This is a genomic window from Ectobacillus antri, assembly GCF_003852715.1.
Classification (GTDB): Bacteria; Bacillota; Bacilli; order Bacillales; family Bacillaceae_G; genus Ectobacillus; species Ectobacillus antri.
Genome location: NZ_RIAV01000004.1, coordinates 116375 through 141803, shown reverse-complemented (window position 1 = coordinate 141803; position 25429 = coordinate 116375). Strand labels below are relative to the sequence as shown.

Annotated in this window: 26 protein-coding genes, 1 other RNA gene and 3 pseudogenes; 5 read left to right on the top strand and 25 right to left on the bottom strand. The window is 37.7% G+C overall.

Going from position 1 to position 25429, the window contains the following annotated elements; translation table 11 throughout:
• Positions 1-24 precede the first annotated feature (24 nt).
• The 9 genes and pseudogenes from EEJ45_RS19035 to EEJ45_RS06315 all read right to left on the bottom strand — a co-directional run.
• Positions 25-1194, bottom strand: a pseudogene (locus tag EEJ45_RS19035) (chemotaxis protein CheA); the annotation flags it as partial.
• A gap of 117 nt (positions 1195-1311) precedes the next feature.
• Positions 1312-1455, bottom strand: a pseudogene (locus EEJ45_RS19030) (hypothetical protein); the annotation flags it as partial.
• A gap of 89 nt (positions 1456-1544) precedes the next feature.
• Positions 1545-1920: pseudogene (locus tag EEJ45_RS19025) on the bottom strand (Hpt domain-containing protein); the annotation flags it as partial.
• A 111-nt stretch (positions 1921-2031) separates the two neighbouring features.
• Positions 2032-2397, bottom strand: coding sequence for a response regulator (locus EEJ45_RS06340; protein WP_124563951.1), 366 nt, complete (start codon positions 2395-2397; stop codon positions 2032-2034).
• Positions 2398-2676: 279 nt separating this feature from the next.
• Positions 2677-4227 carry a solute symporter family protein gene (locus EEJ45_RS06335; protein ID WP_124563950.1) on the bottom strand — a complete coding sequence of 517 codons (1551 nt, stop codon included), beginning with the start codon at positions 4225-4227 and terminating at the stop codon, positions 2677-2679.
• A 2-nt stretch (positions 4228-4229) separates the two neighbouring features.
• Entirely contained in the window at positions 4230-4562 is a 333-nt protein-coding gene (locus tag EEJ45_RS06330) for a DUF485 domain-containing protein (RefSeq protein WP_124563949.1), read from the bottom strand.
• Between the two features lie 425 nt (positions 4563-4987).
• Positions 4988-5284, bottom strand: a complete 297-nt coding sequence (locus tag EEJ45_RS06325) for a cytoplasmic protein (protein WP_124563948.1) — start codon at positions 5282-5284, stop codon at positions 4988-4990.
• Between the two features lie 12 nt (positions 5285-5296).
• Positions 5297-5965 (bottom strand): LysE family transporter, encoded by a 669-nt coding sequence (locus EEJ45_RS06320; protein ID WP_380017751.1) that lies wholly within the window; start codon positions 5963-5965, stop codon positions 5297-5299.
• Positions 5966-6177: 212 nt separating this feature from the next.
• Entirely contained in the window at positions 6178-6903 is a 726-nt protein-coding gene (locus EEJ45_RS06315; RefSeq protein ID WP_124564041.1) for a YqcI/YcgG family protein, read from the bottom strand.
• Positions 6904-7028: 125 nt separating this feature from the next.
• On the opposite strand from EEJ45_RS06315, the gene EEJ45_RS06310 reads away from it, so the two are divergent.
• Positions 7029-7277, top strand: coding sequence for a DUF2564 family protein (locus EEJ45_RS06310; RefSeq protein WP_124563946.1), 249 nt, complete (start codon positions 7029-7031; stop codon positions 7275-7277).
• 29 nt (positions 7278-7306) lie between these two features.
• Here the strand turns inward: EEJ45_RS06310 and EEJ45_RS06305 are convergent, their stop codons facing one another.
• Together EEJ45_RS06305 and EEJ45_RS06300 are read right to left on the bottom strand one after the other, a co-directional pair.
• Positions 7307-7483, bottom strand: coding sequence for a zinc-finger domain-containing protein (locus tag EEJ45_RS06305; RefSeq protein WP_124564040.1), 177 nt, complete (start codon positions 7481-7483; stop codon positions 7307-7309).
• 6 nt (positions 7484-7489) lie between these two features.
• The gene (locus EEJ45_RS06300; RefSeq protein WP_124563945.1) at positions 7490-8152 is read right to left on the bottom strand and encodes a ribonuclease H family protein; all 663 of its coding nucleotides are present in this window, start codon (positions 8150-8152) and stop codon (positions 7490-7492) included.
• Between the two features lie 359 nt (positions 8153-8511).
• Between EEJ45_RS06300 and EEJ45_RS06295 the strand changes: the two genes are divergently transcribed.
• Together EEJ45_RS06295 and EEJ45_RS06290 are read left to right on the top strand one after the other, a co-directional pair.
• Entirely contained in the window at positions 8512-8904 is a 393-nt protein-coding gene (locus tag EEJ45_RS06295) for a reverse transcriptase-like protein (RefSeq protein WP_124563944.1), read from the top strand.
• A complete protein-coding gene (locus tag EEJ45_RS06290; RefSeq protein ID WP_124563943.1) occupies positions 8901-9791 on the top strand; it encodes a DMT family transporter in 891 nt (296 codons plus the stop codon). The genes EEJ45_RS06295 and EEJ45_RS06290 overlap by 4 nt, the downstream gene beginning before the upstream one ends.
• Here EEJ45_RS06290 and EEJ45_RS06285 read toward each other — a convergent pair.
• From EEJ45_RS06285 to EEJ45_RS18840, 8 genes are all read right to left on the bottom strand, one after another.
• Complete coding sequence (locus EEJ45_RS06285) at positions 9788-10048, bottom strand: DUF6123 family protein (protein WP_124563942.1); 261 nt, start codon at positions 10046-10048, stop codon at positions 9788-9790. The genes EEJ45_RS06290 and EEJ45_RS06285 overlap by 4 nt on opposite strands.
• A gap of 334 nt (positions 10049-10382) precedes the next feature.
• Entirely contained in the window at positions 10383-10862 is a 480-nt protein-coding gene (locus EEJ45_RS06280; protein ID WP_124563941.1) for a GDYXXLXY domain-containing protein, read from the bottom strand.
• Positions 10862-12082, bottom strand: a complete 1221-nt coding sequence (locus EEJ45_RS06275) for a DUF2157 domain-containing protein (RefSeq protein ID WP_124563940.1) — start codon at positions 12080-12082, stop codon at positions 10862-10864. The genes EEJ45_RS06280 and EEJ45_RS06275 overlap by 1 nt, the downstream gene beginning before the upstream one ends.
• A 372-nt stretch (positions 12083-12454) precedes the next feature.
• Complete coding sequence (locus tag EEJ45_RS06270) at positions 12455-13321, bottom strand: 5'-3' exonuclease (protein WP_124563939.1); 867 nt, start codon at positions 13319-13321, stop codon at positions 12455-12457.
• Between the two features lie 48 nt (positions 13322-13369).
• Positions 13370-13577, bottom strand: a non-coding RNA gene (gene ssrS / locus EEJ45_RS06265) — 6S RNA.
• Positions 13578-13621: 44 nt separating this feature from the next.
• Entirely contained in the window at positions 13622-14458 is an 837-nt protein-coding gene (locus EEJ45_RS06260) for a sulfurtransferase (RefSeq protein WP_124563938.1), read from the bottom strand.
• 5 nt (positions 14459-14463) lie between these two features.
• Positions 14464-14730, bottom strand: a complete 267-nt coding sequence (locus tag EEJ45_RS06255; RefSeq protein ID WP_124563937.1) for a YpbS family protein — start codon at positions 14728-14730, stop codon at positions 14464-14466.
• A 113-nt stretch (positions 14731-14843) separates the two neighbouring features.
• A complete protein-coding gene (locus EEJ45_RS18840) occupies positions 14844-14972 on the bottom strand; it encodes a hypothetical protein (RefSeq protein WP_278017931.1) in 129 nt (42 codons plus the stop codon).
• A 66-nt stretch (positions 14973-15038) separates the two neighbouring features.
• On the opposite strand from EEJ45_RS18840, the gene EEJ45_RS06250 reads away from it, so the two are divergent.
• A complete protein-coding gene (locus tag EEJ45_RS06250; protein WP_124563936.1) occupies positions 15039-15302 on the top strand; it encodes a DUF3931 domain-containing protein in 264 nt (87 codons plus the stop codon).
• 21 nt (positions 15303-15323) lie between these two features.
• Here EEJ45_RS06250 and EEJ45_RS06245 read toward each other — a convergent pair whose 3' ends face one another.
• The 3 genes from EEJ45_RS06245 to EEJ45_RS06235 all read right to left on the bottom strand — a co-directional run bounded on the left by EEJ45_RS06245 (position 15324) and on the right by EEJ45_RS06235 (position 20843).
• Positions 15324-18932 (bottom strand): dynamin family protein, encoded by a 3609-nt coding sequence (locus tag EEJ45_RS06245; protein WP_124563935.1) that lies wholly within the window; start codon positions 18930-18932, stop codon positions 15324-15326.
• Positions 18933-19212: 280 nt separating this feature from the next.
• On the bottom strand, positions 19213-19758 hold the full coding sequence (locus EEJ45_RS06240; protein ID WP_124563934.1) for an isoprenylcysteine carboxyl methyltransferase family protein: 546 nt from the start codon (positions 19756-19758) through the stop codon (positions 19213-19215).
• Positions 19755-20843, bottom strand: coding sequence for a type III polyketide synthase (locus tag EEJ45_RS06235; protein WP_124563933.1), 1089 nt, complete (start codon positions 20841-20843; stop codon positions 19755-19757). The genes EEJ45_RS06240 and EEJ45_RS06235 overlap by 4 nt, the downstream gene beginning before the upstream one ends.
• Positions 20844-21070: 227 nt before the next feature.
• Between EEJ45_RS06235 and EEJ45_RS06230 the strand changes: the two genes are divergently transcribed.
• The gene (locus tag EEJ45_RS06230) at positions 21071-22201 is read left to right on the top strand and encodes a DUF418 domain-containing protein (RefSeq protein ID WP_124563932.1); all 1131 of its coding nucleotides are present in this window, start codon (positions 21071-21073) and stop codon (positions 22199-22201) included.
• A gap of 100 nt (positions 22202-22301) precedes the next feature.
• Here the strand turns inward: EEJ45_RS06230 and EEJ45_RS06225 are convergent, their stop codons facing one another.
• The 3 genes from EEJ45_RS06225 to EEJ45_RS06215 all read right to left on the bottom strand — a co-directional run bounded on the left by EEJ45_RS06225 (position 22302) and on the right by EEJ45_RS06215 (position 25312).
• Positions 22302-23072 carry a CPBP family glutamic-type intramembrane protease gene (locus tag EEJ45_RS06225; RefSeq protein WP_124563931.1) on the bottom strand — a complete coding sequence of 257 codons (771 nt, stop codon included), beginning with the start codon at positions 23070-23072 and terminating at the stop codon, positions 22302-22304.
• A 357-nt stretch (positions 23073-23429) separates the two neighbouring features.
• A complete protein-coding gene (pbuX, locus tag EEJ45_RS06220; RefSeq protein ID WP_124563930.1) occupies positions 23430-24728 on the bottom strand; it encodes a xanthine permease PbuX in 1299 nt (432 codons plus the stop codon).
• The gene (locus EEJ45_RS06215) at positions 24725-25312 is read right to left on the bottom strand and encodes a xanthine phosphoribosyltransferase (protein WP_124563929.1); all 588 of its coding nucleotides are present in this window, start codon (positions 25310-25312) and stop codon (positions 24725-24727) included. Before EEJ45_RS06215 ends, pbuX begins: the two co-directional genes overlap by 4 nt.
• Positions 25313-25429 lie beyond the last annotated feature (117 nt).

Genomic DNA, 25429 nt, shown 5'->3' with positions numbered 1-25429 from the left:
AGCTCACGCTAAGGGACATTTGTGTTAAAAACTGTCCGGATTTAAGATTAAGACAACTTTTCCATCTCCTAAAATTGTCGCGCCCGAAAAGTATGCAGAACTGTCCGCAAAGAAATCCCCTAATGACTTTAGTACAATTTCACGCTGCCCGATTATATTTTTGACGATGAGTCCATATACTCTTCTTGCATTTTTTAAAATCAACACTGGAACCATTTTCTCTTCCTTGTTTTGACCCTTTTCATCTTCTCCAAAAACAGCACCAAGCTCTATAATTTCAATAATTTGATCTCGATAATTCAAAACATCTCGTCCTTGCAGGATTTGAATATCCTCTTTTTGAATACGGATAGCTTCGACAATATTTCCTAACGGTATAGCATAACGAGTTTGTTCTGTTTGAATAAGCATAGATTGAATAATAGATAAAGTAAGAGGAAGTTCAATTCTAAATGTACTTCCCTTACCTTCTTCAGAATCAATTAGAAGTTGGCCACCCAATGAATGAATGGTATGCTTTACAACATCTAGTCCAACCCCTCGTCCTGACAGATCAGACACTACTTCAGCTGTGCTAAATCCAGGGCGTAAGATTAATTCGTAGATTTCACGTTCAGATAGTTTGGCACCTTCTGTTTCCGAGATGATACCTTTGCTGATTGCACGCTGCAGGACCTTTGCCTTATGAATACCGCGGCCATCCTCTGAGATTTGAATAATAACGTGATTGCCGCTATGAAAAGCTTCTAATGTAAGTTTACCAGTCTCTGGCTTTCCAGCTTTTTGACGTTCTTCAACGGTTTCAATACCATGATCAACAGCATTGCGAACAAGATGTACAAGCGAATCACCAATCTCATCAATTACAATCTTGTCTACTTCCGTTTCTTCTCCAATAATCTCTAAGTCTATTTTTTTACCTAAGTCCTTTGCCAAGGAACGAACCATACGAGGAAAACGTTTGAATACTGTTTCAATTGGAACCATGCGCATATTCAAAAGTAAATTTTGGATGTCTTTTGAAATATCTCCAAGTCGATTTAAATGCTCTAATAATTCTTTATTTTGAATTGCATGTGCTAGTTCATCTATACGCCCTCTTTCAATTACACTTTCTTCAAACATATTCATCAGTTTTTCAATTCGCTCAAGTGGGACACGGATAGAACGGCTCTCGACTTTAGTACTAATGGTTTGTGTCGCTTTTTCTTGCACATCAACAACTTTTTCTTCCTTTTTTTCGGGCACAATAATATCAATCTTTTCAACATCGGAAATGTCCAACAAAATCTCTTTAATATCATCAACTGTTTTTTCTGTCGCATACTCTAGCATAAGATAATTTCCGAACTCATCCGCTTCAATGCACTCCAAATCCGGAACTGTTTTAACAATATCTCCATATCCTCTCAACGCTTCCATACACATAACCGCGCGAACTGCTTTCAGCATCGCATCTTCACGAATCCATATGTGAATTTGCCAAGCGTCTCCTTCTTTCTGTGTAGCTGTCTCTTCTGATATAACTACTTCTTTTACGGTTGTTCCCGAGAGGATTGCTTCAATTTTATTAGTTGTTTGTCTTGCATCTATATTTCCCCATCCACCAGCTTGTACGTCTGCAACCATCTTCTCTAAATTATCTATACATTCAAATATAATATCTATAATTGCAGGCGTTACCGATAAATTACCGCTTCGTACTTCATCTAATACATTTTCCATCTTATGCGTTAAATCAGCCATCTCAGTGTACCCCATTGTTGCTGACATGCCTTTAAAAGTATGGGCAGAACGGAATATTTCACTGACAACAGCTAGATTTGCAGGATTATTTTCAAGTACTAAAACATTTTCATTTAGCGCCTGTAAATGCTCCTGTGATTCTTCAAAGAAAATATTTAATAAATCATTATCCATCCCAAGATCACCTTTTTCTTTGTTATCCAAAAAAGCACCTGAACACATTCATACAATATCCGGACTGCTTTTGAGATGGTTCAGGTACTTATATAATTAATTATGTTTCCTTTAGTTTGCTACTTTCGTCAGTGCTTCAATTACACGATCAGCTTGAAACGGCTTTACGATGAAATCTTTCGCACCATTTTTAATCGCCTCTAATACCATTGCCTGCTGCCCCATTGCAGAACAAATCACAACTTTTGCATTTGGATCTATCTTAATGATCTCCTTTAATGCCTCTAGGCCATCCATTTCAGGCATTGTAATATCAAGTGTAACAATATCAGGTTGCAACTCTTTATATTTTTGAATTGCTTCTAGACCATTTTGCGCTTCACCGATTACTTCAAAGCTTTCTTGCCCTTTTAATAGATTTTTAATCATTGTTCTCATAAACATCGCATCGTCTACTACTAAAATCTTATGTGCCATATGTATACGCTCCTTTAAATTCTATATCATTACCTGTCGGATAATTATTTAGATTTTAATAATTCCATATTAATTATATATATTTTTATATTATATAAGCAAGATGTATTGTTTGTTTTTTTATTTTTATATAAAAAAGATGCTTTTTTTCTTTTATTTTAAAACTCTATTCATGTTTACTTAGAGACATTCATATTAAGAGCGGCTACCCTTGACTTACCAACCTAACAATTATTTATTTCCATCCCTAAAAAAACAAAGCCCGAACTTGGGCTTTGTTTAGTGAGAAGACACTCCTTGTATACCATGTCCTGTGTTTGACTTAACGAGAATTTCATCAAACTTTGCTTCATTTTCTTTTTTGGAGGAGAGAACTGTACCAAGAAAAGCTGCTACAAATCCAAGTGGAATGGAGATGATACCAGGGTTCGTCAAGGTGATGAGCGGTTCTCCCACAAAAATGGCTTTTCCCACTTCAGGATTCCATACATTCGGGCTAATTGCTACGAGAACAATAGCTGAAATTAACCCAGTCAGCATACCTGCGATAGCACCAGCTGTATTAAAACGCTTCCAATAAATAGTGAATAAAATAACTGGTAAATTTGCACTAGCCGCTACAGCAAATGCTAACGCTACAAGAAACGCAACATTTAAGGTTTGCGCAAACAGGGCAAGGATAACAGATAAAACCGCTACTCCAATTGCAGCATAACGCGCCATTGATACTTGTTCCTTTTCCGTCGCCTTTCCTTTTCGTAAAATTTCGTTATAAAAATCATGCGCAAATGCAGAAGCAGCCGTTAAAACAAGTCCAGCAACAACTGCCAAAATGGTAGCAAACGCAACTGCCGATACAAAGGCAAATAATAAATTTCCACCGAGTTCCTGTGCCAATAAAGGCGCTGCCATATTTCCAGCCGGATTCGCTTTAATAATTTCAGCATTTCCAACAAATGCAGCTGCTCCAAATCCTAAGAAAATGGTCATAATATAAAACGCACCAATCATCCAAGTTGCATAAACAACAGATTGGCGTGCCGTTTTTGCATCACGCACTGTAAAAAAGCGAACTAAAATGTGAGGAAGGCCAGCCGTTCCTAATACCAACGCTAAATTAAGTGATAGAGTATCCAAACCATTTTTATATTTCACACCAGGATTTAAAAATGTCTCTTTCAGCGGTGTAGCTGTTTTCATTTGAGCAAACATTTCTGTCACACTAAAGCCGAATTTTGCAAATACAATAATAGATATGATTAGCGTACCACCCATCAACAGCACAGCCTTTACAATTTGAACCCAGCTCGTCGCTGTCATGCCACCAAAAATAACGTACACCGTCATCAATGTTCCTACGATTAACACTGATGTTGTATACTCAATTCCCAATAACAACTTGATTAACGCACCAGCTCCAACTAACTGCGCAATCATATAAAAGATAGAGATTGTCATTGTATTCAGAGCCGCTACACCTCGTACCTTACGCTGTTCAAATCGAGCTGCAATCATGTCCGCAAGTGTGAATTTTCCTAAGTTTCGAAGAGGCTCTGCAACTAAATATAAAACAACTAGATATGCTACAAGAAAGCCAATACTGTAAAAGAAACCATCAAACCCCGTCAATGCTATTGCACCCGCGATACCGAGAAAGGAAGCAGCAGACATATAGTCCCCGGCGATGGCCAAACCATTTTGCCATCCTGTTAAGCCTCCGCCAGCTGTATAGAAATCGTTGGCATTTTTCGTTTTTTTAGATGCATAATATGTAATAACAAGCGTTCCCAATACAATTACTAAAAAGAGCGCAAACGCAGTCCCGTTCAAGCCTACTCCCTCCCTTTTTCTAAGCTCACTAAAATACGATCTGCCATTTCATCAAAAGCTGTAGCCTTTTTGCTATAAATCATACATAGTGCCCAAGTCATAATAAATTGGGCAAAAGCAAATACCCAGGCCCATGTAATAGCGCCTAATACTGGTGTATTTAAAATCTTTGAATACGACGTCATAAGCGGCAGAGCAATGTAGAAACAAAAGAAAAATAATGACATTGGAATAATAAATCTTTTCTTAGCTTGCAAAAGCTTTTGAAAGTCAGCAGAGCTCGCCACAGCAGTATAATCCACTTCTTTCTTTATTGGTTTGGCATTTTGCTGCATTCTCTCAACCTCCTCGTCCAATTAGTTAAAATATTCTGAAACTTAAGTTCATTTTAAGTAATTTATACCATTAATGGAAGCGGTTTTTTTAGACAAATTTTGCTAATGTAATTGATTTTAGCAATATAACTTACCTGTAAAGCAAATGCTTTTAACATTCATGTATATATACTTTTTAAGCACTTTTTTCTATTCTTATGTAATAATTATTATTTATACATTTTAAAATAATAAAAAATACACACTCCATTTCCGACAAATATCGCTAGTTCTTGTACAGAAAAAAGGACATTTTGTTAGATGAAGAAACAACTGCTGTATCAATACGGATGTAATTTAAAAAATTAAGCAAGCACACTGTTCTTTGCACTACACATTATCGCATTCATAAAAAAACAACAGCTGCATGTGTAGCTGTTGCTTTTTTATGAATTTGCTTCACGTTCTATTTCTTCTATTACGTACTTGTCTCCAAAGATATGGCTTTTTTGTATAATATGTTCTACTGCAAATACTGTAATAGCACCTCGCTGCACTTCCCCGATAATTAGACCTAAATTTGCATCATTTACCGCAAAGCTGATTTGCTGAGGATGAATCAGTACGCGCGGAGCTACAGATTTTACTGCTTCATACACCGGTACACGATCATGTACGTCACGTTGCAATTTTGTTGATAGCTTAATGATAATTTCTTGTTCGTTTACGTATGTACGATACATGTATCTCTCCCCTTAAATCATAAGTTCGATAGCTTTATAAGCAAAATGAATAGAATAACCTACTAATACAATTCCAGCCGCAGTCGTAACCCATCCAAGCATACGCGGCTTTAGTAGCATACGGCCAAAATGAATAGAAAATGCTATATTTATATTCCACAAAATGATTCCTAAAATAATACAAAAACTGTACAATATCGCCTCCTGTTGGCTGACTCTTGTTAATAAAGAGCTAAGGGTACTACCGTAAACACCAAACCAAAAAATCAAGTTGAGGGGATTGGAAAGGGCAATAAAAAAACCTGTTACATATGACTCCTTAACGCCTCCAATCTCTTCTTTTATATATTCCATCTCTCCCTTTGAAATTCCTTGTTTGATGCTCATAAAACCGAGATGAAACAATAAAAAAAATCCTACACCATACATGAATAGTTGTACTGGTGTGTATGTAAAAAAGGATGATAGACCACAATAAATTAAAATCATGAATAGAATATCAGCCGTCATTCCGCCAAGACCAACAGCCCAAGCATGCCAAAAACCTTTCTCAATGCCCCTTTTCAACATTTCAATATTAATCGGACCCACAGGTGCCGCCAAAGAAACACCCAAAACGATTTGCTGTACAATTCCTAAAAACATATGTCTTCCTTTCTTCTTCGTTTTACTATAATACATGAAAGTTGTCCCACTTTTAGAACGTTGATATATTCCTTCTCTGCAAATGAGCGACAACGCTATCTCCACTTATACCTTGTCCTATCCAAAGAAATTTATGTAAGTATTTATATACTATTTCTATCGCATCTTATCTTAGTATGGAAAACCTTCTTGATATTTTTGAAGAGAAGACAACAACTTACATAAAAAGTGACCTTTACGCTGCAAGGTCACTTTTTATGATGAAATGGACATTGTCCAATAATAGGTTTTATATCATCACCTATAAAATATTGTTTCCATTCCCGATGCTCAGGATCACCATAATGGCTGATATTTGGATGCTTAGGCAGACCATCCCACTTCTCTACGCGCTCTCTTACCATTTGTCTGGAATACGCCCCTTTTGGCATATTTCCTTCCAATCCCTCAAAAATCATGCGCGGTTGAAAGCCGATTACAAGACAGTTTCCCAGATCCCTCGTTTTCCTTTGCTTATAAGCAGGTGTATTGCCAAATGCAAAAATAGGCTCACCACCAAATGAAAACTCCCATAAATAATGTTCTGGGTTTTGAGGAATATGAGCAGGCCACGGATGTTCATCCGTTTCATGAAGGTATTGAAGAATATTCCAAAAGTAATCACGATAATACTCTAGCGACTTTTCCTCCTTTTCCGGCTCTACAAATACGAATAATCCTCTCCGCACAAGCGGTCTTTCCTTCATTAATTCCAAAAAAGCAAGCATGGTCGCCGGCAATGTACTCCAATCATCATGTGTGATAAAGGAATAACGCAATTCATTCTTTTTTAATCCAGTCATACCAAAGTAACAAGGAAAAGTCGGATCCGAAACTACGCTCGCAAACGTTGTGAATTCATCACTCAGCCAGGACGGCAGGTCCTGTCTTTCCATAATACTGTTATTGTCGAGTAAATAAGATGTAGGTTGCATCATCTTCCTCCTTATGTAGGGCTACAATTTAAGCATATTGATCAAGAGGAGACCTTATAACCATTTTGTATATTTGTACAAATAGTAACAAACACTACAACTGACATAAAAAGGAGGGCTTTTACATGAGTAAACCATTTAACGGATTCGAACAAGTTTCAATGAAAGTAGAAACTGCACAAAAAATGGTAGGATCTGCCACAATTTCTATGGATCCTGAATTTTTAGAGCATGCAGCTACTGCTGTATCTGAAGCTCGTGCACAGCTCGAAAGTATAAAACAACAAGCTACAGAGCTTGACACATCTTTCTTGCAGGAACAAGAAGCAAAATTGACAAGTGTGGAACACCAATTGCGTGAAGCCAACCATTAAAAGCATCCCATAGGATGCTTTTAATGATATTATGACAATTGTTTTCCTAATTGTTTTAACTGTTCTCCTACTGTGCACTGCTTAATACAATAAGAATGCGCATACAATTTCCCATACTCTTTGCGAAAATGGCGATTTATAAAGCAATCCGTGCAATATATTTCAATAAGATTATGCACTTGTGAAATCAAAATTTTCTTGCCCAGTTTCTTTCACTCCTCGCTTACAATAAACTGACTATCAATTAGTACCCCTTCAAGTGCTTGCTTTGCCAATTGATGTGCTTCCTTATTATTTTTTCGCGACAACGGCTCACATGTATACTTTAACTTTAAGGATTTCGCTACGTTTTCAATTCTGTCTAAATACTGACTCAGTTCTTTTTCATAACATGGCCACTCGCCGGCCAACTGATTTAATACAACTTGTGAGTCACCTCGAAGCGTAACACTTTGATACTTTACGCCTAGTTCCTCTAGCATGTATATGCCAAATTGCAAAGCCGCGTATTCTGCTTCATTATTATTTTCAATTTCTGTGATTTCTTTATTACGTCTGATTCGATAAATTTGATTATTTTGTGTATAATACAAGCTAACACCCAGTCCCGCTCGCTTTGTATGAGGTTCGTAACCGCCATCAAAATATAAAATAATATCATGTGGCTCTTCTTGTACTTTTTTCGTTAATTTTGCTGCCTCTTTTTTGTTCCAAAGTGTTCCTATTTCGTCATAAAATACAATTTCTTTTGTTCGACCCGTCTTTTCAAAATCATCAGCAAAACGAAGTGCTTCTTCTAAACGCATATAATCACTCTGTAGCACAAGTTGTGAACCGTTTTTTGTTTTATAGATCCATTCTAAACGAAACTTCATATTACTCACTCCTTATCTCTCCAAGTATCTTATATACAGGAAACTTACCTTTCTTACATAATAAAACTGCTTGCTCTTCAGAGTTTACATCATCTGAACTTTCCTATATGTATTTATTTATAGAATTGCTATAATGAAACTATTCCATACAAAACGCATTTATACAATTCTATATTATTCAGTATAACTCCAAAAACAACATTCTTTTTAGACAGAAGTTAAGGCGATGCTCAGCTGCGCTTAGTGCTCGCGTGTTAGTGAGAACATAAGCGTGTAGTGAGCGTCCTTATGCTTTTGTTACCCTATCACGCTAGGAAGATTATTTGTACTTATACATTATAGAAATGAGGAATCAACCATTGATTGAAGTGTATATTGACGGTGCTACAAAAGGAAATCCGGGTCCCTCCGGTGCAGGTATTTTTATAAAAGGCATTGCAAATCCGGTTTTGCTTTCTATTCCACTTGGTGTTATGAGCAATCATGAAGCGGAATACCAAGCATTGCTATTCGCATTAAAGTATTGTCTGTCGCATAACTATAAAGTCGTGTCTTTTCGTACAGATTCGCAGCTTGTTGATCGCGCTATTGAAAAGCAGTTTGCTAAAAACAAAGCATATGCCCCTTTGCTGGATGAAGCATTGCAGTTAATTGCGCAATTCGATTTATTTTTTATGAAGTGGATTCCAAGCTCACAAAATAAAGTTGCTGATGAACTAGCCCGAAAAGCACTTCAAGGAGGAGAAAAATGAATAAATCAGTGGCAGCACATATTGGTTTATTATTTGTTTCCTGTATTTGGGGAACAACCTTCATTATTGTACAAAACGCCATTTCATTAGTCGAACCGTTTACTTTTAATAGTATTCGCTTTTTACTGGCCGGTACAATTCTTGTGATTATTCTTTTCTGTAGTCAACAACAAAAACAACAATCGATTGGTGGAGGAATATTAGTAGGCCTTTTTTTGTTTGCTGGCTACTTGTTTCAAACATTCGGTTTGTTATACACAACCTCCTCAAAGGCCGGATTTTTGACCGGTCTTAGCATTGTAATAATTCCTGTAATCTCCTTTGTATTTTTACGGCAAAAAACAGGATTGCTTGCGGTAATTGGTGTTATAGTAGCTTCTATTGGTTTATTTTTACTCACGGCTGATCAAGCATTTACTTTAAATCGTGGCGATGTACTTGTTCTTTTTTGTGCTATTTCCTTTGCTGTACATATTTTGCTGAACGGCTACTATTCTAAACAATATACACCACTTTTCCTAAGTACGGTGCAAATTTTATCTGTAGGTGTATTATCCGGGATATGCGCTTATTTGTTTGAAGACTGGAAACGCATATTATCCATAGATTTATGGCTGAATATGTCATTTTTATTTGCCCTATTATTAACGGCTCTTTTTGCAACTGCGATTGCCTTTTTTATTCAGACAGCCGCTCAAACTTATGTTTCTCCCACTAGAGTAGCCATTATCTTAGCAATGGAACCTGTGTTTGCCGCTCTGACCGGTGTATTTGTTGCAGGAGAAACGTTAACCGCAGCTGCGATTGCAGGCTGTGCACTCATTTTGCTCGGTATGGTTTTTGCTGAATTACCAAACAAACCACAAAAAAAAGCCGAAGCGGCTTAATGAGAGCTTTCAAAAGTACGTACATAGTTGCGTGCTTTTTTATTTGTATTCGTTTCTTTTTGCAGTCTCTCTAATACTTCTATAAAATAACTACCATCAAAACAAAACTGCTGTTTAAGCGTCGTTTCGATTGCAATATTAACCAATTCATCCGATGCCGCTGTATATCCTTGTCCAAATGCAATAAACCCCAGTGCTTCTTTCCCAAGTTTAAAACCCTTTGCTTGCAAAAAAGCAATGTATTCTCGTGTTGTCATTGTTTCCCCACCCTTACATTCTCTCATATATATCATATCGTTTTTTATGACTGATGAACATATAAAAGTGCAGTTTTCCAGTACTGAAACTGAATCGTTCTTTATATAAGCTTAGGCTTACTGAGATAGAAGCTTCTTGGTTAAAATAATGGGTTCTGTTATATTGGTTTCCGCTGTAGAGACTCGCTTTCCATGGACAGTCAGGGAGTCGCCTCAGCGCTACGTACCTGTGGTCTCCCCACTGACTTGCCTAGTCTTACTCGTTCCATTCCAATAAACAAATCAATATTAAGCTGTAACGCAATCAAGTAATAGAAAGAGTACAAATGCACTCTTATGGCAAAATTCTTGTTACAAATTGATGATATGGAGATGTTTTAATATAAACTTGCCATTTTCGTTCTCCCGACTCAATTTTTGTATTCGGAGAGAAACGGTAACGTTCCATGCCATAGGTAACATGCATAAATCCTGTGTCATTGTATTGATATTTTGCCCGCAATACAATGCCTTTCATCTTCTCGCGTGAAACACGGGTTGGCTCATAGATGTCACCTTTTTTTTCAAACAGCACATATATGGGTTCACCATCTTTTAAGCTTGTTTTCCCTTCCCATTTACTCCACGAGATACGCTGCGCATCGTACGTAAGATATACAGTATCTTCATATACCATTTGCTTTAAATCTACAGGCTCTGTCAATAAAATAAGATCAGTTCCATTTTCTTTTGTATAGTAACGTAGTCCTGCCATTACAAATAGTACTATGAGTTGCATTGCAACAAGGACGATAAGAATAGCACGCTTTTTCATTATTTCTTCTCCTCTTTAAGAATTTGTTTTTCCTTCCGTGAAAGAAATAGATACAAACCTGTCAGCAATATGGCGCCAATCAAAAAGAATGCTGATTTGGACATGTAAGAGAAACCGAACTGAAAATACGCTGCAAACATGCTAACGATAAATAAACGCGATCCGACTGCTACTTTTTGTTGCTGTGCATGTGCGTAGCCATCAAGCAACATACCGATTGGGTACAACACAGCAATTAGCAGTATCGTCCACTCCGCCACGGTCTCATTGGTTATAAATAAAACCGGTAAAAACAAAAGCATTTCATATATCTTAAACGCACGCCATTTACGATGTGCATATATAAGTAAAGCACCGACTGCTATGATATGAATCATAATAACAAACGACTTCACTTCCACCGTCAAGACTTCTGGCAACAACACATTAAACACATAATAAAAATATAGACTGATAAGAACAACTTTTTCACATACATCTGTCTTTCTAACATAACTAAACATCATGAGTAATACTAACATCAAAAATGGTATTGTGCATTGCACAAGCTGCTCAGCTATATTGGTTTCATTGTGCATACTGACTGGCAGTAAAATACACCATTGCAAGATAATAAGCAACGCACCTAGTAAATCGTATCCCCAGCGCTCTTCTTTATACATAAGATAAAAAATTCCTAAAGTAGAAGCTAGTAGTATTCCTACATGCACAGTTTGAAATGCTGATACACTATAAACTTGCCCTATGCCACTTAGGAGAACCGCTGTTCCAATCAATAACATATGCCTATATAAACAAGCGAATAAAAATGCAAATAAAGACCAAAAGAAAAATAACGAAGCGCTATATGCCATATATTGAAACATGTCTGAAATAAGCAGCATTGCGACACCGAAGCTTACCACACCAAGAAATAAACATCCTATCCCCAGTGAGTTCTTACCTTTATGATAGAACAAGGCTCCAGCTATATAAAAAGTTGGTACACACATAAAAATAATTACTAATTTCACTTCATTGCTCATGCCATCCCAGTTTGACGCTAAAAAGGTCAATAAACTAAGTCCCAGCAGTATAGATACAAATAACGGTAACAATCGCAATAACATCCCACGATCTTCTGTTTGAAAAGTAGATAGCATCCTTTCCTTCTGCTCTGTAGAAATAATGCCCTCACCCTCCCACTTATTGAGCCACGATACTAACTCTTTATGTTTCACAAAACCCCTCCTCCTTTTCTACAGTCATAACAAACGCTTATTACTAGTCTATGAATACAAAAGAACAAGTATATAAATACAAATAAAAAATTACCCTTTTTTAGCAGAACAAGTGATGCATGGCTATAGCTAGTACCTAAGAGATGTTTGGTAAAATCATAAGCATGCAGGAAAGACTTCTTCTGCTTTTGTTCTGCTATTATTATTATGTTAGAAAACCATTTGTATTTATATATTTGTGCAAGTATTAAAGTAAGTACCTTCATAGTGAAATTTTACACACCAATAACTAAATTGTATATATTTATTCTGAAAATAGACTAAAAATAAAAGCTTGCGTTTACATACGCAAGCTTTACTTCACTCTCGTTTTTATAACATACTCAAAAATGGCTCAGGGCGACTCCATTCTAGCGATAAACACAATTCACGAATATGTGATTCCTCTATACGCAAAACAGCTTCACTCAATTCACATGCAATTGGAACTTCGCAATGAATTTTAGCAAGTTCTAAAGAAAGTAGCAATTGCTCTAGATTTTCTTCAATCTTTGTTCGCTGTGCCTTTGTTAAGTTCGATAAGTTATCTAATACACCTTGTACACTACCGAACTGTTGAATCAGCTTATAAGCAGTCTTCTCTCCAATCCCCTTTACTCCAGGATAATTATCGCTCGTGTCTCCCATAAATGCTTTCACATGAACAATTTGTTTTGGCATTACACCTTTTTCTTCTAAAATGCGCTCAGGTGTATACAAATCATAATTACCAATTCCTTTACGCATCAGCATAATTGTTACCTTTTGATCTGCCAACTGAAACAAGTCTGTATCTCCTGTTAAAATAAATACTTCATGTTCCATTCCATATACTTTGGCTAATGTTCCAATGCAATCATCTGCTTCATACCCAGTTAAGCCTATATTCGGTATATGAAGCAGGGTAGAGGCTTCTTTGACAAGATCAAACTGAGGTTTTAGCTCATCAGGCGGTGCAACACGATTTGCTTTGTATTGTTCAAATGATTCTGTACGAAATGTTGTACTTCCCATATCCCAGCAGGCAATAACATGGGTGGGCTGTATCGTATGAATTGCAGCAAGAACATGCTTCACATATCCATGAATACCGTTTGTCGGTGTTCCATTTTTCATCTTCATAAACTGTCCATATACACTTGTCGCATAAAAAGCGCGAAATAAAAGCGCCATACCATCAATTAATAATACTTTTGTCACCTTGTCCCCCCCAAAAAAATGAAAAAAACCTCACAGATGATGTGAAGTTTTTTGCCCGCCATGCCGTCACTTCCCGATGTCCATAAACCCGCTCTCGCAGGTGAATATCCGCACAAATGCTTTCATCTTCCTCAAGCGTAAGTAGCTCATAGAGCTTCGTAGGACAGAAGGCATGATGGTGGCATTTAAATATTGGAATTTCATTTAAACAATGTTGGTTTAAGACATAAACAAGCAACGCACACAGCAGGACACTTTAGTTGTTATTATTTTATCACAAAATAAGACGAGATGTAATACTTACTGCTTCTGCACAATCGGATTATCCTCATAAGAAATCCAATCACTCCAGCTACCCGCATACAGCTTTACATTTTGAAATCCCGCTTCTTTCAGCGCCAAGACATTCGGACAAGCAGTAACACCAGAGCCACAATATACGATTACTTCCTCGTCTTTATTAATATCGGCAAACCGAGCCTCTTGTTGAGAGGTAGCATGAAACATTCCCTCAGCTGTAACTCCTTCTTTCCAGAAATAATTACGAGCCGTTGGAATATGTCCGGCTTTTTTGTCGATGGGTTCTTCTATTCCTTTATATCGGTTAGGTTCGCGCGAGTCAATTAATACAAACGCACTTCTACCGTCAATTCTTTTTTTTATATCCTGCATCTGTACAAGCATATCATGCTGCGGATAAGCAATAAAGTTCTTTCGTGTAAACACAGGCACTTGATGTGTTGTAGGGAGATTTAATTGCTTCCAATGCAGAAATCCTCCGTTTAGGACATATACCTTTTTATGTCCTAGATAAGTAAGCAACCACCACAGTCTAGAAGCCATCGCCCCATGTTGACTATCATATGCGACAACAGTCGTATCCTCATCGATACCGGCATCAGAAAGCTTATCCATAAACAACTCTAAGTCCGGCAGGGGATGACGTCCACCGTAAGTGCCAATTGGTCCCGACAAATCGCGCTCTAGATGCATATACAGAGCATTTACAATATGTTCTTCTTGATATGCCTCTTCCCCGTACCCTGCATTTGCAAGATTAAAACGACAATCTATAATGCGAACGGATTCATCCTGCAGATGGTTCTTTAACCAAGTTGCTTCTACTGTATAATGCATGCCACTCACCCCTGACGATTCAGACGTTCTACATATTCCTTTACCATTTCAGGTGTTACATATTTACGCTCCGGTACTACTCCATATTTAGCAAACATATTAATTTCTTTTGTCACAGCATTGATTGCATCTACCGAAAATGGTTGATTATTTCTACACAACATCACTGCTGTTTCAATCGCTGCTTCTCGGCGCGCTTCGAGCTGCAGAAACTCGCTCACTGCTGCCTGCTGTTTTTTTGAATGTGCTGTAATCGCCTTATGTACTTCCATTTCCTTCACCTCTTATAAGTCTATAGCAAGACGAATCATATCGCGGCAATGTATCCCATTTTCCACAATTTATTCATCATAGTGCCTAGTAAAATAATTATGCTCGATTCCTATCATGCGAAAACCGCTTTTTTTAATGTTCTGCGTTCTAAATATGTCCTAATTTGTGCTTCGCTCGGATCAGCCAACAACAGCAAGTCCATGAGTACTTGTGCTGATTTTTTTATGATAATCTCTTTCATCTCTCCATCCTTTCCTGTTCTAAACTTTTCAATCAGCCAATATGTAATACAAAGGGGGGATAAGCAATGACCGAACATGACAACAAGAATAAATGCAATATTATCGCGATTGACGGTGGAAAAGGAAAAGAAAAGCATACAGAAAAATATGCAACTTTAATTATGGAAGGAAAAACGTATGAACTAACTTCCTTTATCTTATCCGGCGAAACCCCTGAAGGAAAGCGACTTGTGCTTTCGCATATGGTATCCACAGATGAATACGCCGGACTTGTCAAAACACTGGATATGGTATTGCAAAAACGCATTGAACGCTTATTTTTTTCCTAGCTCTGACTTTGGTCAGAGCTATTATATCATGTTTAGCTCTTTCTCTAACCCTTTTCGAATCTTTTCAATTTGCTCTTTTGTATATTCGTATGAAATTACGTCCACATTGTCTGACAACGCATGAAGTAAACCCTCAAAGTAGGCTGCTGTATCCGATTGTAACTCCTCCTTGAGTTTCTGCCAAGCAGCTTGCCATTCCTTCGTATAATGCTGCCTTAGCTGCTCTGCTTCTTCTTCTATATAGCGGGACGCCTCAGGTTCTAACACATTCTTCATTTCTTCTTGGAACAGTGCTTTCTCATTTTTCTCAAAAAAGCTTTTTGCATTTTTAAAGTATGTCATGGCCTTCTTAAAACGTATTGGTTCCATCTCTAGAAAAGGCTCGCCTTGCTCGGAAGGTTTATATGATCGACTGTGCTCGGAAAATCCTATACCTGGATGAATTGCTAAGCACTCTTCCACAATAGCTCGCTTGGAAAACATTAAACGTTTATCCATCCAATTTTCAATACGAAGTGAAGTTGCACGAATTTCCTGCATAAAATCATGCTTTAAGAAATCTACCATTTCTATGATGCACTCGCGTAAGCGTTGTTTCGAATCGCTATCATTCCGTAAAACAGCAGGGTTAAAAATCTCAGAAAAGACATCATTATACCGGAAAAAAACACGTTGTTTCACATAATACAGTAAATCTTGAATTTCTTGTGCCAAGGCTTGCTCCTCGGTTAATACACTGTAAGCATCAATAACATGCTGAATTGTCTCTTGTTCTTGTTTGTAGCGACGAAGCTTTTCTTCTTTCTTATCTATGCTTTCCTTGGCATCTATTACGATCTTATGCAATAGGTTTTCCGCAGAACGTACAACTCCTGTAAGGTCTGTTAAAGAAACCATCATCAAATCACGTGATACAAATGTATGGAACGCTGCTTCAAAAGCACTCATACCGGAATTGATTAGAATACCGTAGTTTCCTTTCTTCCCTAGTTTTTCATCAAGCGCAAACAAACTGGAAATTGGGAACATGCGCGGATTACGAATACCATATTGAAGGAGCTGTCCTTTAATATAGCTTTGGACTGTTTGTAGCTCCTGTTCATCCGCCGCAAGATCCGCCGCGTTAATAAGAAAGAACATTTTATCCATAGCGAATGAATCTTTCACACGACCAAGTTGAATCAAAAATTCTCGATCTGCTTTTGAAAAGACATGATTGTAGTAAGTTACAAATAAAATTGCATCAGCATTTTTAATATACTGAAATGCTACATCGGTATGACGTGCATTGACAGAATCTGCTCCTGGTGTATCAACTAATGTAATGCCGTTTTGCGTGAATGCACAATCATAATAGAGCTCCATATATTCTACAAAACAGGATTTTTCCTCTTCAGCCACATAGGAAGCGAATTGTGAAAGTTCAGTCTTATATTTACATCCAAGTTGCTGTTTAAATATCGTGTAGCCAGATTGCACCGCCCGAAGAAAGCTTAGTGTTGTTTTTTGCCTTGGATTCGGTGACGATTGCGCCAATAACGCCGGAATTCCGGCAATAGCTTCTTCTAAAGTCGTTACTTTTTGTTCAAATAACTTATAAATGTGCTGTAAATCCTCCAAAAGTGCATCTGCTGTCTTAAATTGTACGACTACGGTTCCGTGCGGATGCTCCTGTGTAACCGGCATGATTTTATTAATTGCCGCTGTCGTTGGGTTGGGTGATACAGGTAATACCTTATTTCCAAGCATGGCATTGGCAAAGGAAGATTTACCTGCACTGAATGCGCCGAATAACGCAACTGTAAATTGCTTGGTCTCTGCTCTCTGTCTTTTTTCTACAGCTTCCTCATATAAATGTTTTAAGGCAGGAACACTCTTCATCCATTTTTCCGCTTGCTTAATATATTGAATAACCGTTGCGATATCTCCTGAAGGAGTAGCAGAAACTATTTCTACGAGTTTTATGCTTTCTGCATGCTGTACCTTAAACATTTGCTCAGATGTAATATAAGATTCGCTAGGTAGTAATTCTACTGTTATTTCCGGCTGTTTTTCCCCTGCAAAAACTTTGTACAACTCTTGTATATACTCATACATACTTTGCTCTTGTTCTTTTACAAGCATCTCGGCAGTTTTTTTGCTTTCGTACTGAACAATTTCATTTTGGATTGCTACGAGATTTTTCTCAAGGTTTTGCGCAAGCAAAAGAAACTGTTCCTCCATTACGTGAAGAGCCGTTTGTTTAATCTGTTTTTTCAAGGCTGTTGCGACATCATTTGTGTAGTTTAATACGTAATCTCCCGTTAACCCAGCACCGCGCTTTATATTATCAGTTAAAAGCGAAGTGCTGAATGTTGCTGAAATACCATAGATTCGCTTACCAACTTCTTCTGTGTATATGTTTTGCTCTTGCAAAAAAGTCAAGAGATATTGCCTTACATGAAAATCAAGCTGCGTTTGTGCTGTCTCACGAAATTTTTCATAAAACAACTGCAAACGCTTTTCTTTTTCCTTTTGTGTTTTAGTCTTAGAAAAAAACCATCCTACTTTAAAATTGGAAAGCTCGGTCTCTAGATAGCTTTCGGCTAAACTTCGCACTTCAAACGGCAACAAGTATGCATTTTCCAGTAACTGATCCAAACCCTTTAAAAAATTACTTTTTATCGTTTGCTTTTGCAGCAATAATTGCTCTTCTTTACGATACAAGTCCGTTAAAATCTGTTCAACCTCTTGTATATCCACATTATCAGCACCTACAGATGTTTCCTCGTGTTTGTGTAGCAAGAAGGCTCTATGTTTCTCCAGAAGATATGCAACTTCTCTCTCTGTACTCGTTTCGATATACGTCGCTCGTTGTTCCATAAGACTCGCAATTAACGACTTTAACGCTTGGAATTCGTTATACTTATAATTGGCACTTCGAAGTGATGTATAGAATATACCATCCACATGAATATTCCAGTTCGAGAAGGATGCTGCCACACTTTCCTGGTACGATGAAAAGCTTAATTCATCCTCTTTATGCTTATCAATTTGGTTTATAACAAGATATACACATTTGTTGCGCTCTTTTAGCTCTTTAACAAATTGCAGGTTAACTTCCGATTGTACATGATTATAATCCATCATATAAAAAATAATGTCCGCCAAATGAAGCGTTGACTCGGTAGCTAATCTATGTGCATCATCTGTAGAGTCAATACCAGGTGTATCAACTAATATTACACCTTCCGGAAGCGGCGCATTTTCTCTTGCAATTTCAATTCCAATAACTTCATCACCATTTTTGCAAAGCGCCTTCAGCTGCTCATCTGTATAGATGCCTTCATAAGAATGGCGCTCTCCTGACAATAAAGTTGCGACTACTTGATTTTTACCACGGCGCACCTTGACTACATTTGCACTTGTAGGAATAGGACTTGTCGGTAATAAATCTTCCCCGTACAGTGCATTCATCATAGTTGATTTCCCAGCAGAAAAATGTCCGCAAAATGCGATCATAAATTCTCCTTTTTCATATTTGCGGATTACATCGGCTAGTCGCTCACTGCTCTCTGCATCTTCTTTTTGCTTCCACATACTGTATAGATACAGATAGGATTGCGCTTTAGATTGTATAATTTTAACCATCCCCTATGGTCCCCTTTATCTCAAGATGTTCTATGTTCATTTTACTAAATTTTCATTGTATTAACAAAACAAAAAACTCCCTTTCACTTGGAAAAAGGGAGTTTTATAAAAAGTTACTTTGCCGCTCCGGCGACATGCTGTAATACGTATTTGGTAATAACGGTATAAATAACGATAGTACCTCCAATAAAGCCTGCCAACATACTTTTCGCCGCCCTTCTGATAACGATTATCAATATTAAACTAATTGTATCATGATAGAGAATGATTATCAACAGCATTAAGGCGTAAAACGCGAAATTTCGTTAAATTCATTTTGATAAGTTGTACTTTCTACTAAAGCTTTTTCTTCTTCCTTAATACGCACTCGCAACATAGCGATATTTAAAGCTGTAAATAAAAAGGCGGTGAGATACGCTTGAAACAACAATGGGATAACTACAATTTCAACTATGACAACTAAGTAATTCGGGTGCCGAATAAAGCGGTAAGGACCCTTCTTTACTACTGTAGCTCCCGGCAGCACGATAATTTTCGTATTCCAATAGATCCCTAGAGACGAGATGACCCATATACGTAAGATTTGTGTGATGATGAATACACATAAAAGCATAGGCCATAATGGAGAAGGGGATTTATGAAGCCATATTACCTCTGTCGCTGTACATAATAAAAATGATACATGCATAAGAACCATATACGTATAGTGCGCTTGTCCAAATTCAAGCGCACCACGTTCTTTCATATGGCGTTCATTCTTCTTCGCAATCACAAGTTCTCCTACTCGCTGTAACACAACAAATATGAAAAAGACAACAAAGTTCATACTTCCTCCCACTCCACTAAAATAAGTTCCGAGCTAAAGCCCGGTCCAAGAGCTGTGATGAGTCCGGTTTCACCGGGTGTTTGTACCATTTGCATATACTTAGAAAGAACGTATAAAACCGTGGCTGAAGACATATTTCCATATTGTCGCAGGATATCAAGTGATATCTGTGTTTTTTCCTCATGCATATCAAGTGCTTCCTCATATGCCTGCAACACCTTTTTCCCACCTGGATGGGCAACAAAATGTGCAATGTCTTGTACAATCATATTATACTTCGCAAGAAAACCTTCCACATTTGGACGTAGCCAATTTTTGATAATGGTTGGGATGTCTTTGGAAAAGATAACGTATAAACCATTATTTCGTATATCCCACCCCATAACATCCTCAGCATCCTTCATAAGTATCGATTGTGAATCGCGATAAACTGGGAGCACTGGTAAAGAAGAGTCATATGCTGCATTGTTTCCTGTGATGAGTACACAAGCCACGCCATCTGCGAATAAAGATGTGCCGATAAGGTTGCTTTTAGATATATCGTTCCGCTGAAAGGTCAGGCTGCAAAGTTCAATGGCCAATACTAATACTTTTGCTTTTGGAAACGCTTTGCAATATTCAAATGCTCGTGAAAGACCCACAGCACCACCTGCACAGCCAAGCCCCCAAATTGGAATGCGTTTGGTGTGCGGGTGAAAGGGAAGCACATTCATAATTTTAGCATCAATAGTTGGTGTAGCTATACCTGTTGAAGAAATAAAAAAAATGGCTTCAATTTCCTCAGGCGCAACAGCAGTTTTTAAAAAAGTCTTGTTTTGTAAGCATTCCTGAATTGCACTTACACCAAGTGATATAGAGTTTTCGATGTAGGCATTGTTACGTTCTTCAAATGTATGATCACACTCAAACCAAGCAAGATCTTTAACAAAGTGCCGCTTTTCTATCTGACCATTCTCGAATATCCGTAAAAGACGGTTGATATCCTTGAAGGTGTCGCCAAACAACTCTTTGGCAAAGCGCACGACAGTATCTTGTGAAACAACATGTGGTGGTGGGGCGATACCGACAGATACAATTTTAGGCATTCATTTCACTTCCAATCCTCTCCATTTCCCTTAATTTACCTTATTGAAAGCAAAGTATACACAAAACAAATAAAAGCTCCGCATCGGGAGCTTTCTCGGGATTTATTGCCTGTTTTGAAGAGTATTGCTGTGCCCTTTTATTATATCGCAGGAGAAGCACGTTAAAAGTAAAAAAATCTGGAAATTGCTTTCTCATATTCTATAATAATGATGAAGGGAGAGATAAAATGACCTTACATACACGCATTCAGGCAATAGACATTATAAGGGGATTTGCTGTTTTCGGTATCTTTTTTGTCAATTGGCCATCTTTAGTAGGGATAGAAGTTCCAGGACAGGAGCGAGCTTATATGGGGATTGACGCATTGGTTCGATGTTTATACGATTTAGTGATTCAAACAAAATTTTACACCATGTTTTCTTTTTTGTTCGGTCTGGGTTTTTATATTTTTATGAAACGAGCTGAAGAAAAAACACATAAACCAAAGCTACTATTTTTACGACGTTTATTTTTGTTATTTATTTTTGGTACACTGCACTTTATTTTGCTGTGGAGCGGGGATATTCTGCATTCCTACGCAATTGCAGGTTGCTTTCTTTTGTTCTTTTACAATCGCAAACCAAATACAATCTTAATCTGGTCTGTTAGTTTACTTTCTTTATTCATGCTGTTTGTATTTTTTGCTTATAGCTTAACACCACATAACAGTAGCTTAGCGAGCATATCTTCTTATGCTATACCATTAACAGATTGGACTAAGCAAGTAAATGAACGTTCTACTACCTTTGTGAGCGAACAAATTGCAGTTAACATCGTTTACATACCAGAAACATTAGGACTCTTTCTACTAGGATTATATGCAGGTAAAAAAAATATCTTTGGCCGCACCCAAGAACTTGATAGTAAACTCAAAAAGCTACAAATCATTTCGTTCTTATTGACTCTTCCAAGCTGGTATAAAATTATCTCCTACTTTACAGTAAATGAAATTTATAATTCAGGTGCCGTATTCCCTTATGTAGTAGCAAGCGGGAAAACATTGTTCATTTTTTATGTAGTAACACTTCTGCGTTTACATCAAACTTGGCAACACCTGCTTACACCCCTTCAATATGTGGGCCGAATGGCGCTAACGAACTACTTGCTACAAACTATTGCAACACTTACGCTGTTTAGCTTATTCTTTACGAACAGCAACAAACTGCCACTTTACACAGGTATCCCATTTTGCATTGGCTTTTATATGCTGCAGGCATGGGCGAGCAAGCTTTGGCTCAATCACTTTTCACAAGGGCCTATGGAATACATATGGCGCCTAGGAACATATGGTTTTCAAAAGCAAAAATCACCGGGTTAACCGGTGATTTTTAATATAGAGGTTTGTTTGTCGCAGGAGGTCAATGGGTCTTCTCCTTCTACACTAATCAACAAGTGCCCATGATTGAGCTGTAACACAGCTATTGTAAAAGGAGTATCAATTGCAAAACGAGCTGTAAATCCATAATTCCGTGTGCAATCACAATAGGGAGAAGACGTTTCGTTTTTGTAAATATCACACCAAGTACAATTGCCAAGGGAACAAACGCCAGGAAACGCCATATCATATAAGGCGCATCGAATACGAGAGGCAATGTGATATGTTGCAATGCCAATCCTAAGCCAGCCATCCATACAGCGAGCCAGATGTTGTGAGTTGCTGCATGTATTCTTGGTAAAGCATAACCAATATATAAAGGAGTTTCAGCCAGGGCATTTGATAAAGGAAACAGCATTACAGCTACACAAACTGCCCAAACAGGAAGTTCTTGAAACATAATAGGAGGAGGAATAAGTGATCCTAATAGTAAATAAGAAAAAATATATAATGAAGCACCGCCTATTATAAAACCGACAAATACGAGCCACAGTACTTCAAACACATTCTTTTTTATTGGTCTTGGTTGCGTACAGAATAAACTTTTATATGTTAGTCCTTCGTTTTTCATAAATAATTGCAACACAAAAAATGTAACGATGTTGGCAAAAATAGCTTGAAACGGCCACCATCTTTCCGCTGCTTGCAAAGGGTTCGCATGCCCCTCGAGAAAAAAGTATAAGACGAATATCCCACCAAAAAGAGCGAATAAAATGGTACGCATAAATAGTGATATAATAACCTTTTTGTTAATCCGATTTCGCATCCCGTGATGGATTCTCAACTCTCCTATATTGGCAAACTCATTTTTCATCACACATTCCCCTTTTCACTATAATGAGTGTTCTTCAATCGTTTGCTTTACCTTCCCTATACTTTCGAATCACAAGTCATATCTATAACTGCACAGTAGTATCTAATAAGTTCGAAAAAGATTTTGCTTTTGCTGATAATCTTACGAGGGATAAGCAGCTACTAGTCCCTAGACGGTTTGCTACATCATGTGTTCTTCTCTGCTAAAAAACACTTCTATACACATATTAACTAACGTACGTTAATGTGTCAATTATTTTATGTTTATATAAAAAATAATTGTAAATGAACATGTGATATCACATAAAAAAGTTGCATCTCCTTCAGAAATTTGTCCTGACGGAGATGCAACTTTTACTTAGGCTGCTACTTCTACTTTTTTATCGTTGCTTTTCTTTGCAAATAAATGAAATATCATGTTTAACATAATAGCTGTTAAACTACCTACTACAATACCGTTGTCTGTTAGAATTCGAATACTTTCCGGAAATTTTGCGAATAGGGTTGGAACAACTGTCACACCCAAACCCATGCCAACCGAGCACGCAACAATTAACAAATTTTCTTGCTTTGTGAAATCTACCGTACTTAACATTTTAATACCATAAGCCATTACCATGCCAAACATAGCGAGCATAGCACCGCCAAGTACTGACTTAGGAATAATAGTCGTAAGAGCGGCAATTTTAGGAATAAAACCCAATACAATTAATAATGCACCGCACACATAAATAACAACACGCTTTTTTATACCGGACAATTGTACAAGACCTACGTTTTGAGAATATGTTGTATACGGAAATGCATTGAATATGCCGCCAAAGATAATTGCTAAACCTTCCGCACGATACCCTTTTGTTAAATCACGACTTTCTATTTTTTTTCCGCAAATATCAGCTAAAGCAAAGTACACGCCTGTTGCTTCCACGATACCTACGCATGATACGAGGATCATTGTAATAATTGGCGTCCATTCAAACGTGGGCGTTCCAAAGTAAAACGGCTTCACTCCGTGAAACCACGAGGCTTCAGTTACAGCTTGAAAACTCACTTTTCCCATAAACGCAGCAATTGCCGTACCAAAAATAAGTCCCAGTAAAATAGAAATGGATCGAATAAAGCCGTCAAATAAGCGGTAAATCAAAATAATAAATACTAGCACACCAAACGCCAAGGCTAAATTACTGAGGCTTCCAAAATCTTCACTTCCTACACCGCCTGCCATATCGTTAATAGCTACAGGAACAAGGGTAACACCAATTATAGTCACAACAGAGCCAGTCACCACAGGTGGAAATAGCGTTACCAGTTTACTGAAAAAACCGGCGAACATTACAATAAACAAACCTGCCACAATAATTGCCCCGTAAATAGCAGAAACGCCATATTGCTTTCCAATCGCAATCATGGGCCCTACTGCTGTAAACGTACATCCTAGTACAACAGGCAAACCAATTCCCAAAAAACGATTGTTGATTGCTTGAAGCAATGTAGCAATCCCACACATTAATAAATCCACGGAAACCAGATACGTCAGTTCTTTTCCATTTAGGCCTAGCGCACCACCTACGATTAATGGAACAATAATTGCACCTGCATACATCGCCAGCATATGCTGTATGCCCAGCGAAAAGATTTGCAAGGGATGCTTTCTCATACGAATGCACCTTCTTCCTCTTTAAAAGTAACCTTCTCATTTGTAAGTGAAGCCACTTCAGCCAGAGATTCTACACGAAAACCATCTTTTTCAAGCAAGCTTCTTCCCTCTTGAAATGACTTTTCAATTACAATACCAATTCCGGCGATTGAAGCACCTGCTTGCTGTACAAGTTCAATCAATCCTAACGCAGCCTGTCCATTTGCCAGAAAGTCATCAATAATTAAAACTCGGTCACTGCTGTGCAGATGTTCTTTGGCTACGGATATCTCATTTGTTTCTTGCTTGGTAAAGGAATATACATTTGCTGTGTATGCATCATGTAATGTTAACGACTTTCTTTTTCTGGCAAATACAACCTTAACTCCCATCTCCAGTGCAGTCATGACTGCCGGAGCGATACCTGATGACTCAATAGTTACAATCTTTGTAATTTTTTCTGCTGCAAAGCGGCGTGCAAATTCTTTTCCGATTTCTCGCATCAACTCTGGGTCGATTTGATGATTTAAGAAGGAATCTACCTTTAATACATAATTAGATAGTACTTTTCCTTCGTTCTTGATTTTTTCTTGTAGCAATAACATACAAAATCCCCTTCCATCGGGAGCACAAATGCATGGTGGAGAGAAGCGCAATAAAAAAAGCATTTCCTCAAAGAGTGAGGAAATGCCCAAATTCACTGAATTATCACATTCAGTTAT